The organism is Leptolyngbya sp. FACHB-671 (assembly GCF_014695745.1).
Taxonomy (GTDB): Bacteria; Cyanobacteriota; Cyanobacteriia; order Elainellales; family Elainellaceae; genus JAAUTN01.
The window spans coordinates 1-11,268 of the sequence record NZ_JACJOV010000071.1; the positions used below are offsets into that span (position 1 = coordinate 1).

13 protein-coding genes are annotated in these 11,268 nt (G+C 48.3%); 7 read left to right on the top strand and 6 right to left on the bottom strand.

Annotation, left to right across the window (positions count from 1 at the left end; genetic code table 11):
- Positions 1 to 238: 238 nt before the first annotated feature.
- Entirely contained in the window at positions 239 to 961 is a 723-nt protein-coding gene (psb32, locus tag H6F93_RS08870; protein ID WP_190680126.1) for a photosystem II repair protein Psb32, read from the top strand.
- 56 nt (positions 962 to 1,017) lie between these two features.
- Here psb32 and H6F93_RS08875 read toward each other — a convergent pair whose 3' ends face one another.
- Positions 1,018 to 1,401: a DUF4346 domain-containing protein gene (locus H6F93_RS08875; RefSeq protein WP_190680127.1), complete on the bottom strand. Its 384-nt coding sequence runs from the start codon at positions 1,399 to 1,401 to the stop codon at positions 1,018 to 1,020.
- 297 nt (positions 1,402 to 1,698) lie between these two features.
- On the opposite strand from H6F93_RS08875, the gene H6F93_RS08880 reads away from it, so the two are divergent.
- Together H6F93_RS08880 and H6F93_RS08885 are read left to right on the top strand one after the other, a co-directional pair.
- Positions 1,699 to 2,430, top strand: coding sequence for a precorrin-2 C(20)-methyltransferase (locus H6F93_RS08880; RefSeq protein WP_190680128.1), 732 nt, complete (start codon positions 1,699 to 1,701; stop codon positions 2,428 to 2,430).
- A 160-nt stretch (positions 2,431 to 2,590) separates the two neighbouring features.
- Complete coding sequence (locus H6F93_RS08885; protein ID WP_190680129.1) at positions 2,591 to 3,631, top strand: hypothetical protein; 1,041 nt, start codon at positions 2,591 to 2,593, stop codon at positions 3,629 to 3,631.
- Positions 3,632 to 3,647: 16 nt separating this feature from the next.
- On the opposite strand, the gene H6F93_RS08890 is transcribed toward H6F93_RS08885, so the two are convergent.
- The 5 genes from H6F93_RS08890 to H6F93_RS08905 all read right to left on the bottom strand — a co-directional run bounded on the left by H6F93_RS08890 (position 3,648) and on the right by H6F93_RS08905 (position 7,371).
- Complete coding sequence (locus H6F93_RS08890) at positions 3,648 to 4,409, bottom strand: class II aldolase/adducin family protein (protein WP_190680130.1); 762 nt, start codon at positions 4,407 to 4,409, stop codon at positions 3,648 to 3,650.
- Between the two features lie 371 nt (positions 4,410 to 4,780).
- Entirely contained in the window at positions 4,781 to 4,996 is a 216-nt protein-coding gene (locus H6F93_RS08895; RefSeq protein ID WP_190642943.1) for a hypothetical protein, read from the bottom strand.
- A 126-nt stretch (positions 4,997 to 5,122) separates the two neighbouring features.
- The gene (locus H6F93_RS33640; protein ID WP_190642942.1) at positions 5,123 to 5,296 is read right to left on the bottom strand and encodes a hypothetical protein; all 174 of its coding nucleotides are present in this window, start codon (positions 5,294 to 5,296) and stop codon (positions 5,123 to 5,125) included.
- 87 nt (positions 5,297 to 5,383) lie between these two features.
- Positions 5,384 to 6,622 (bottom strand): Zn-dependent hydrolase, encoded by a 1,239-nt coding sequence (locus H6F93_RS08900; protein WP_190680131.1) that lies wholly within the window; start codon positions 6,620 to 6,622, stop codon positions 5,384 to 5,386.
- Between the two features lie 17 nt (positions 6,623 to 6,639).
- Complete coding sequence (locus tag H6F93_RS08905) at positions 6,640 to 7,371, bottom strand: aspartate/glutamate racemase family protein (RefSeq protein WP_277882164.1); 732 nt, start codon at positions 7,369 to 7,371, stop codon at positions 6,640 to 6,642.
- A gap of 1,391 nt (positions 7,372 to 8,762) precedes the next feature.
- Here H6F93_RS08905 and H6F93_RS08910 point away from each other — a divergent pair.
- The 4 genes from H6F93_RS08910 to H6F93_RS35715 all read left to right on the top strand — a co-directional run.
- On the top strand, positions 8,763 to 9,092 hold the full coding sequence (locus tag H6F93_RS08910) for a peptidase (protein WP_190680132.1): 330 nt from the start codon (positions 8,763 to 8,765) through the stop codon (positions 9,090 to 9,092).
- 196 nt (positions 9,093 to 9,288) lie between these two features.
- Positions 9,289 to 10,329, top strand: coding sequence for a hypothetical protein (locus tag H6F93_RS08915; protein WP_190680133.1), 1,041 nt, complete (start codon positions 9,289 to 9,291; stop codon positions 10,327 to 10,329).
- 51 nt (positions 10,330 to 10,380) lie between these two features.
- A complete protein-coding gene (locus H6F93_RS08920) occupies positions 10,381 to 10,857 on the top strand; it encodes a QcrA and Rieske domain-containing protein (protein ID WP_190680134.1) in 477 nt (158 codons plus the stop codon).
- 326 nt (positions 10,858 to 11,183) lie between these two features.
- The coding region (locus H6F93_RS35715; RefSeq protein WP_524537882.1) for a transposase-like zinc-binding domain-containing protein at positions 11,184 to 11,268 on the top strand (85 nt) is incomplete at its 3' end.

The following is an 11,268-nucleotide window of genomic DNA, read 5'->3' on the forward strand; positions in this document are numbered from 1 at the left end:
ACTCAAGAGCAGACTGTTATCCCACTATTTGATTGGGCAACTCAAATCACCCACTCTTGCTATGAAATTGGGCTAAGCTGACCACCACATTTAGTACATCTGCGTAAGTCCTGGGAAAGTGGGATTGCCTCTTTGCTCTTGAGCAAAATTTAGGGTTGATTTAATTCATAGTTACTTAGCACAGCAGTATAGTATTTTGAGAGATAAGTAACAAAAGATAAATATCGGACTCATAAATATGCTCCTCTCTTCTCTTACTTCAACTTTGGCAAAACTTCTGCGTGGGTTGCTGCTAGCTGCTGTAGGACTGATTTTTGTTGCTCAAGTCAGCGCTGCACCTGCTTACGCTACAAGCGTTTACAGTATGCCGAGTCTAGCGGCAGGTGATTCCACTTGGGTCGTTGACGAAGCAGAAATCTTAAGCCGTTTGAATGAAGGCAGAATCAGCGGTGAATTAGAAAAGCTCGCCCAATCGACAGGCAACGAAGTTCGATTTGTAACGGTGCATCGGCTCGATTATGGGGAAACGATCCAGAGCTTTACCGATCAGCTTTTTGAGCAGTGGTTCCCTACCCCTGAAGCGCAAGCCAATCAAACATTGCTGGTATTAGACAACGTCACTAACAATGTTGCGATTCGGACGGGCGATCGCGTCAAAGCAACCTTAAATGATGAAATTGCCCAAAGTGTAGCCCAGGAAACTGTCATGGTGCCGTTGCGCCAAGACAACAAGTACAATCAGGCATTTTTGGATGCAAGCGATCGCCTGGTTGCGGTTCTTTCTGGTCAGCCTGATCCCGGACCACCTGTCGTAGACAACACTGTCCTGGTTGAAGGCACCTTCGCCACCCCTGAAGACACCGAAAAAAGCAATGCAACTGTCTGGGTTGTGGGTTTCCTAGTTGCTGCAACGGTGATTCCAATGGCAACCTACTACCTGTACCAGATTCTTCAGGGCTAATTCTGTGAGGGAAATTTTTCGTTCGCTTAGCGAACGAAAAATTTCCCTTGTTTACTTTAGTCCTGTATATATTCTTCCCCGCTGACTAAGGCTGTCTCTGCCCGCACCAATTCTCTTCCCAGATAGGCAGCGTGGTCGAGGTAGTTGACCAGGGGAGGTTTCATCTCTTCAAACAGTTTGATGCAAAGTTCTTTAGCGGTTCTGCCGCTAAATACAGCGTTAGCCGTTCGCTCGACTTTGCCCCGCACAGGGATGGGTTTGCCCGTCTCTGGATCAAGTGCTAATCCTTTTTCACTGATTACGTTGGTGAAATGCTTGACGCAAATTAACTCCTCCTCCCGATCCAAGTAGATGATGAAATAACCACCCGGATCGAGTTCAATGTAGCGCTGGGAATGTTTGCGATCGATTTCGGCTAGTCGTTGAGCAATCTGATTCATAACTCTTTCAAACGGGCTGTTGTATATACAAAAGTTTTACTGGACTTAGAATTTTTGGGTTTCAAATTCAGCTTGGAACAGGCTAATACAATTTTGAAATGCATCGTCTCGCTCGCTCGGACACTCTCCTCTGGCTCAAGCATTCCAGGTGGAATCCTTATCGTTTGTACGATGCGTATGCTTTTAGGTTTAGGTTTGTCAATTTCTAGTTTAAGGTCTTAAGGCAAGGCAAATTCATTCAATCAGGTGAGCTGTTGGGTGGATTGTGGAAGGAGGCGATCGCTAATTCTAAACACCATGACTGATTCTTATTTGGGAAAGCTGTACGGCGTTGGCGTTGGTCCAGGTGATCCAGAGTTGATCACTTTGAAGGGGCTTCGCCTGCTGAAGTCCGTTCCTGTAGTTGCATTTCCGGCCGGGCTGTCTGGAAAATTGGGGATCGCAGAACGAATTGTACAGGAGTGGCTTCAGCCTGAGCAGGTACATTTGGCGCTAAATTTTCCTTACGTGCAAGAGGCCAAAACTTTAACCGAAGCATGGCAAGCAGCAGCCGAGCAGGTTTGGCAATACCTGATGCAGGGGCAGGACGTAGCATTTGTGTCCGAAGGAGATGTGAGCTTTTACAGCACCTTTACCTATCTGGCGCAAACGCTGCTGCATTCTCATCCTGAAGTTGAGGTGCAGACGATCCCTGGCATTTGTTCGCCGCTGGCAGCAACGGCAGCACTGGGACTTCCATTGACTCTCTGGAATCAGCGACTGATGGTTTTGCCTGCTCTTTACACCGTTGCAGATTTGGAAACTGCGATCGCCACTGCCGACGTAGTCGTTTTACTAAAGGTAAGTTCTGTCTATGAGCAGGTCTGGGCAGTGCTCAATCGGCACGGACTGCTTCAGCAAAGCTATGTGGTAGAACGAGCTACATTACCTGAGCAGGTAATCTATGCTGATCTAAGCGATCACCCCCAGCTCAAACTCCCCTACTTTTCTTTACTGATCGTCCAGGTTCACCGGGCGGATTTAGGATAAGGATGAAGAAAAAACTACAAGGGATATCCAGACGTTCCCGCTCCTGGGCTGTCAGACAGGAACGTAAATCTAGTACGCTTGGTCAGTACGCTTGGTCGCTATCTACCCCATTCATCTGAAATTCCTTGCCCCCTAGCTTGAACAGAGTCCTCCACTTGCTATGTTCCGATCTTCCTTCGCTCGCTCTATTGGCCCAACCCTGAGTCAGGTTGTGCGTCAGCCTGGCTGGATTGCAACTGCCCTCTCGATAGGTGTTCATGGGCTGCTGTGGGGTGTTCTGCCAATTTTGCCGTCTTCATTTTTAGCGGAAGAGGCAGATGATCAGCGCACCGTTGGAGTTGTAGAGCTATCGCCCGAGGAGCTAGCCCGCGTTCCAGATTTCTCCACGCCAAGTCTGGAACTGCCACCGCTTTCTGAGTCTGACTTATACTCGCTCACGCCGGTGCCCAATCAGGCTCCGCCGTCTCAGCTTTTTCCGCCGTTTCCACCCTTTTCGCCCGATCTTTATCCATCCTATGAGCCGCCGCCTGGTCCTCCAGCAACCAGACAGACACCCTCGACCTCTCCCTCGACCTCTGCTTCACCGTCGCCAACGCCGTCTGCTTCTCCCTCACCTTCGCCTTCGCCCGGAACTGTTGCACCGACCAACCCTGGCGTTGCTCGAAATCCTGATTTAGATAACCTCACAGGCAGGGCGGGTACCGGTTCGAGTCCTGCGCCAGGCAATCCACGTCCTCAAGACAACCGCACCGCAGAACAGCGGCTACAGGATTCGATCGCTCAACGTCGAGCAGCGATCGCTCGTCTGGGCGCTGACTCCAGCGGAACAACCCAGGAGGAAGCCAGAACAACCTTCGTCGAATGGTTTGAAACTCAGGTCGAAGAGGGAGCCGATAGTGAATGGAAGTCGATGGAAATTGCTGCGGTCTATCCGGCAGAAGCTTGTCCACTAGAAGTTGAACCTGCGGCTGTGTATGGAGTCGTGGTAGACAATGAGAATAAGCTGGTTGGCGAACCCAAACTGGTTCAAAGCTCTGGCTATCAGTTATTTAATCAGAAAGCGTTGGAGACAGTTGCCACTTACGAGTTTGAGAACGAATCGGATGCCAATCAGGTTTACGTGGTCACGGTCAAATTTGACCACACCGCTGAATCTTGTCAGGCTCCTGCTCCACAAGCCGACGAACCACCTGCGGGTTAGGTCTACTCAAAGCTGATTATTCCAGCAGGTCAGATTCTTCGCGCACAATCTTGTCGTAGAGCGGCTGAAAGCAAAACCAGCCAGAATAGGGCGTACCGACCTGAGTTTGGGCAAGCTGAGCAATTTCTGGCTTGATCAGGATAGGCTTGCCTGCCGCTTCTGCCATCATCTGCACCTGGCAGGATCGCTCCATCGTGATAAACCACCAGGCAGCTTCATCAACGGAATGCCCGACAGTTAATAGTCCGTGATTTTGTAGGATGACAGCTTTGCGATCGCCCAGAGTTGCGGCAATGCGATCGCCCTCAGAAGTATCCAGCACCACACCCGTATAGTCTGAAAACACCGCATGGTCTTGATAAAACGAGCAGGCATCTTGGGTTAGGGGATCAAGCGTCCTGCCAAACGTAGACCACGCCTTGCCATAGGTCGAGTGAGAATGCGCCGCCGCTACAACATCAGGGCGATGAGCATGAATCGGTGCATGAATCGCAAAAGCTGCCTGGTTAACGGGCTGATTTCCCTTAATGACATCACCGTCACTGCTGACCAGAATCAGATCAGACACCCGAATTTGACCAAAATACATGCCAAAGGGATTGACCCAAAAGTGGTCAGGAAATTCGGGATCGCGTACTGTAATGTGTCCTGCGATGCCTTCATCAAAACCATAGCGAGCGAACAAACGAAATGCAGCTGCCAAGCGCTGCTTGCGGTGTAGTCGTTCGTCTTCAACGCGCTCAAATACGGGAGGTTGGGGAAGAGCAAATTCTGACATTGCAACCCTCAGTGGTTAAATTGCAGTAGGAACTACTCAGTATAGACCCCTCAATCCTAAAGCAATTTATTCAAAACTTAAGTCTGCTTGTACAGGTACAATTCATTGCGTCTCTGTCAGAGCATCTACCATCGCAACAAATTTTTAATCTCTATCAACCCGTCTTTTCAGAAAGCTAGCACTGCTAAAAATAATAAAAACAACACTTCCAGGAAGGGGATGAAACGCAAAGGGAAAAAACCAATCAACTTCTACTCCCTCTTTCCCTTAGCCTAAAAGCATTGCAGACCTAAAAGAGGTTCCAGGGCAAACCCCGAATAATCTTTTACGGAATGAATTTAGCAAAGAAATGCCAAACTCATCCGGAGGAATTATGAGTTGACGAGGAGATAATGAAGTTCGTCTGCTTCACGTGACTCCTGACGAATTTGCCCTTCCATTGCCGCCTGTTGGAGCTTGATAAAGGCATTCAGGTCTTCCCAGCCATACTTGGTCTGCTGGAGCAGTCTCCGCAGCTGATCTTCCGCCTCTAAAGGCAGGTAGCCAGTTTCCAGCGTTTGTCCGACGATTTCACGAATAGAAGTCATACCAGTACTCTTGAGAGTTAGAGCAGATTTAGATAGAGCTTTGGAGCTAGATTTTTGAGCGGCGATCGCTCTGTGATCTAGATCGGGCAGTGCTTCACATTTACATCAAGAAGTGTTTACAGTCCTTCAGGTTCCCGAATTGGTGAAATTACTGATAAAGCAGTGAATCGCACAGCCAGAGCGGCTTTGAGGTGAATAGAAAGCGCTTGCCAGCGTGAACTTGCTTAAGAAATGCTGTGCAAACTCGACTTTCTCATAGGCATACTGTAATGCATCCTTGTAGAAGCTAGCGTATCTCATATCACAATTTTGATGAGAATTTTCGCCAAAATTGAGATAAAACGCTCTAGCCTAAACTTTATTTCCTGTGCTATGTACGATGATAACCTAATAGATCTTGTCTAACTTCAGCAGCGTGTGCAATAGCACATTTGCACCCTGAACGCACTGTTGGGGAGAAGTGTATTCGGCTTCGGAGTGACTAACCCCCGACTGGCTAGGCACAAAAATCATGCCCATGTCGGTGATTCGACCAACTTCCAGGGCATCGTGTCCGGCACGGCTGGGCAGGTAGCAGTAGCTTAGCCCTAGTTCTCGGCAGACTAATTCGATCGTGTCTTGAATCTGGGGCATTGCGGGAGTGGGTTCAACATTAAGCAGCGGCGTGATTTGAATGGCGGTGTGGGTGGCGGTGGCGATCGCTTCCACAGCCTGCTTGAGCTGCATCCGCATTTGATTCAGGCAGTCTTTCGACAAATCGCGCATGTCTACGGTTAGCTCGACCTGACCGGGCACAATATTTACCGCGTTCGGGGAAACTGTCAGGTAGCCAACGGTAGCAACGGGTCGGCTAGGCATCTGTCGGGCAATTTCCTGAACGGTTAGGACAATTTGGGCAGCAGCAACGAGGGCATCCTGGCGCGTATCCATTGGAGTCGTGCCTGCATGGTTTGCTTGACCTGTGATGGCGATCGCCTCACGCACCATCCCGACAACACCCTGGACAACTCCGATTTCAGCTTGAGTGTTTTCTAAGACTGCGCCTTGCTCGACGTGCAGTTCTACAAAGGCGGTCAGGTCTGCGCGAGTGCATTTGGCGGTAGCCAGGTCATCCCAGTTGCCGCCCAGGTTTTCCAGGCACGCCTGGATTGATTCGCCTACTTTGGGTTTGTACTGTTCAGGAGCGTTAAGCAGAACGGTTCCAGCGATCGCCTGAGAACCGATCATGCTGCTCTCCTCATCGGTGAAAACAATGACTTGAATCGGATGCCTTAGGCGCAGATCATTGTCCCGCAAGGTTCGTACCACCTCAATCCCAGCCAGCACACCCAAAACGCCATCAAAGCGTCCCCCTGATGGAACCGTATCAATGTGAGAGCCAGTCGCCAGGGCAGGGATGTTCTCTTTGCCAGCGTAGGTGCCGATCAGGTTTCCGGCTGCGTCTGTTTTGACGCTCATGCCTGCCTCAACCATCCACTGCTGCACCAGATAGCGAGCCTGCAAGTCTTCTGGGGTAAAGGCCAGGCGACAAATGCTGCCACTGGGCTGTTTACCAATTCGGGCTAGACGATTGATGCTGTCGTTGAGGCGATCGCCATTAATAGAAAGGAGCGAAGTAGTAATCATCGGATGCATCCTGAAAGTTATTGGGGAGCAAAGGCAGACAGCATTCCCATATAGGGTTTGGCGATCGGGTATGCCAGGTCGCCAACTTTACTGGTGGTCAATCCTAGACTGACTAACATCTCCACAAATTTCACCGCCACACTCACGCCATCAATTACTGGAATGCCAAGCTGGCTGCTGATCTCAGTCGCCAGGTCAGCCATGCCACCACAGCCCAGGGCGATCGCCCCACAGCCATCTTCTTTTAGCGCAATTTGGCACTCCTTCAGAATCATCGTTTTAGCGAATGAGTCTGCTTCTAAACTGAGAACGGGTAGGTTAACAGCTCGAATTTTGCGACAAGAGTGAGTCATGCCATAACGTTCGACCAGATGTTGAGCAATGATTTGAGTGCGGCTTAACGTCGTCACAATGGAAAATCCTGTTGCCACAAAAGTGGCAGCGTGCATGGCAGCTTCGGCAATTCCTAAAACCGGACCTTTTGCCAATTCACGTGCCGCAAGCAGCCCCGGATCACCAAAACAGGCAATCACATAACCATCAACCCCCTCTGTTTCCCCTTTGCGAATTTCCTCCAAGATTCCTACCACACTCAGGGCTTCGTCGTAGTGTCCTTCGATTGAAACTGGACCCGTGGTTGGATTGCAAGCAATAATCTCAGTGCCAGGACTAGCGACTCTGCAAGCCGCGATGCCGATCTTTTCGGTCATGCTAGCAGTCGTGTTGGGGTTGATGACTTTGATTTTCATGAATGACAACCATGGGGCAACGCAGAGGGCAGCACAAAGGGCAGGGTATTTAGATAGAGTAGTTGCTTTCCTTCAGCAATTTGGCATTTTTTCTCACTTTTACCCCACCTTTTGAGGCTAACAGGACTCTTTCGTTCAGCTTGTACCCATTCCAAAAATTAGGGCTACGGATGGAAGGGCACCCCACAGTGCGGGGTGCCCTTCCATCCGTAGCCTCTTTTTAGAGAAAGGTTATAGAAGTTTCGCTGGGTTGACGAAAGCGGCAGTTTGGTGCGGTTAGGGAGCTGAGTACAAACCTAGTTGGTAGTTCTGCTTTTCGCTTAGCCGTTAGTTGCCCAAAAATGGGAGAAAGCCTTGGAAAACCTTGTATTAGCTTATCAAAAAGAACTCAAAATCTTTCCTCTACTCTAAAGCTTAGGACAGGAGCGTTGAAGTAGCGATTTCGAGCCGCAAAGATACTGCTTGCGTAACCAAAGTCATTATCTGTATAGGAGTAGCCATCTAAAAAGTATAAGTATAATTTCATACATTAGAGTATAATTCCGCACTCTAAACAAACAAGCGGAATAAAGAGCTGTCATACCTTCTGCTGTTGAAACCACCATGTTCTAAATAGCAAAAGATTCTCGCTTCAAGGATCTTTGCAGTTTCTTTCTATAATAGACGGTCTACTAACTATCTGATTTCTACTTAATCTGCTTATCCAGAGTTTGAAAAAACAAATTGACAACTATCTTAAGCAAGATGTGTCTTGCATTTTTCATTATTTTGTCGTAATTAATACTTACACGTACTTCCATGACCTACTAATATCTCATGGGAAATTGAAGTTCGACCTTCGCCAGTACGGTCAAGGTTCAGAAAAATTTTCTCTGAAACGGAGAATTTGAGTTAATCAACGCCAACCCGAGGACACTAAAGTGCAAAAGCATCTACTAGGCTCAGTCAGTCCAGTCTTTTTAATACGCTGGGCTGTTGTTAGCTTCCACCTTCACTACCTTTCATAGTGACTGTTGAGCAAGGCTACTTGGAGCCGAATAGCTTTTTGAGTGCGGAATTGACTCACCTATCTGTGCAGCGCAGGACTACTTTCCCTGCTCAAATGGAGCAATAGTGTAGTTCCCTCGCAGATACGTGAATAGGCGTTTTTGTGAGTTATTAGTAGTCAATTTAAAAGCACTGAGACACGACCACAAGCTTCTTCATAGCAGACTAACAGCCCTTTGAAAGACATTGGTTGATCCAATTTTCCTGGGTCTAGTTTGTAGCGAATTGCGACTAGTTCTAAGTGGCGATCGCTAGTTGAAAGTTTGTTTCTAGTTATCTCGCGAGTTTATTAAGTTGATTGCCTGCTGCTCGCTGTTCCGTCCTGCATCATAGTGGAGTGCAAAATGAGATTAAGCAGTGCTTTTCGCCGTTATCATCGACAACTCGCCATAGTTATGTGCTTGCCCCTAGCACTAACCATAATTTCAGGAATGGCTTACCCCATTTTTAGCGAATGGCTTTCCCTGAATAGCGTGGCGGGGTTTCTAGTTCAAGTTCATTCAGGTAGAATCTTTGGGTTACAAGGAATTTACCCCCTCCTCAATGGATTGGGTCTAGCAGGATTATTAGTTACAGGAATGAGCATGACAAGCCTATCTCGTCAACGCTCTATGAAAGATACTTTGAGTGGCAGCCGTTCTAAAAAAGTGGCTCCAGACTATATCGAGAGATAGTTTGCAACCAAGCTGTTTCTCAAAATTTTATGGATCGCTCTGCTTTGAGTGACTCGTTGATCTTAGTCCTGTTGCTAGTACCTGCTAGCAGCAGATCTGGGCTGCGGCAACGCAGATACTAAGACTCTAAAAAATAGATGTTGCAAGCTGAAATAGCGATCCAAACCACACAGCATTATTGCCGGAGAGAATTTGTATGTTTGAAGGGCGTAGGCTTCGTCGAACGCTTCTGATGGCCTTGCTAGCCATCGCTGCGATGCTTGGAGTATTTTTCGCAGGCTTTTTGAGTGGTGGGCAACCTGCTAATGCAGAAACCAGACTTGCCGAAGAGATTGCAAAAGAAGTTATTGCTGCTTGTCCGTTAGCAGATCCTTCAGATTCGGCAGCTCGTGATGAATGCGGACAAAAGCTAGGTGATTCTAAGATTCTGTCCGACGCTACAGCCGTTCCTGTACTTTGGGGTACTCAATTACAAAGGAACAACTACAACATCAGGACTTTAAGGACGACAACTCGATTCCATCCCCTTGTCATGTGGCGAGTATATCTCTCAGTATTCATGTTTAAGGGTGACTATAGAATCGAACAGGTTGGGGATGCGAGTGCAGGAACTCAGCAAACGATTATCTATTTCCCCTATGAATATCGTAATGATCTAGGTCTAGGCGAATATCCCTATCCATACTGGCACTCCAGAACAAAGTGGGAATCTTTCCAGTTTTCTCCTGAAGTACTTATGGTGATAGAGCAAGGGAAAATCAAAGCCGTGCTGCGTTCAGCAGAAAAAGATCGCTCTCGTGATTACAACTCCAGAACGTGGGATGGTCGCTGGACCTGGATTGGTGAGACCGGGCAACAAGAACCCCGTGTGACGCTGTTCTCCTACTTGCTCTCCGAGGATAATCCTTACACTGAGGAACTTGATCAGACTTACCGTGCATTAGATGCAGAGTCACGCAAGCACGATTGCCAAACTTGTCACAATCCTGGCAACCCCTCGTTTATTGCTCCACTCGGCATCATGAATTATCCAAACCAGGCGCTCTCAATTCGTCACACGATTGTAAGGGTCATGGAGTCCAATCGGATGCCGCCAGCAGCTGTAGACAGTAACGGTGAGTTTATTCATGCCGGAATCATTGATGAGGCTGAACGGCGAAAATATCTTGAGCTTGCCAGAGCTTTTGCAGAGGCAGGAGACAAGGCTCTCAAATTTGAAGGACAACCTATTCAGTAAATAAGGTTGTCTGAAGTTAACGGATCATATTAAGAGTGAGGTTTGAGATTTATGGATCGTCGCGAGTTTATCAACTGGGTTGGTTTGTTTGGGATTTCTGCTTCCTTGCCGATCGCCATTGCAGCTTGTACGAGTTCTCCGGAGGAAGAGCAAGCTGCAGCGCCTGAAGCAGCACCCAGTGAGGGGACTGGCACGCTAGAGATGGCACCCCGTGACGATGGGTTTATTCCAGTGGGCAGCTTAACCGCACTACAGGCTTCTCAATCTGGGGCGATCGTTCCTCCTGAGGTGGCTGTTGTGATTGTGAGAAATGCTAACGACCCAACCACTCCAACCGCAGTCAATCCAAAGTGTACTCACACTGGATGTCTTGTAGAATGGCACACCGCTGTCAATTCCTTTGTCTGTCCCTGCCACAATGCTGAGTTTGACCCAGCCGGAAATGTGACACAGGGTCCTGCCGAAGAGCCCCTTCAAACCTATGACGTGAAAGTTGAGGGAGACTCAATCCTGGTGAAGCTCGCTTAAGGGGTCTCTTACTCCATAGCGCTAGTCATCTCAATTAGGACAAGAAAAATAGGACAAGAAAAAGGAGCAGGGCTAAGCCCTGCTCCTTTTTCTTGTCCTAACCTGTATAGCTGTAGCTATACAGGTTTTAATACCGTTTCTCTAAAAAGAGGCTATGGATGGAAGGGCACCCCGCGTCGCGGGGTGCCCTTCCATCCATAGCCCTAATTTTTGGAATTGGTATAACTTGGACACACTCTAGAAAATTCGCTTCATGCTGTGTTCATGCTGTGCTTAAGTTGCTGGCGTTGCTGCAAGGGTAATGCTTGGTTTGGCATGATAGAAGAATGAAATGTCCTCAATGTAATTCAACTCAAGTCGCTAAGAACGGGCATCGTCGAGGGAGACAATGCTACAAGTGTAAGCAGTGCA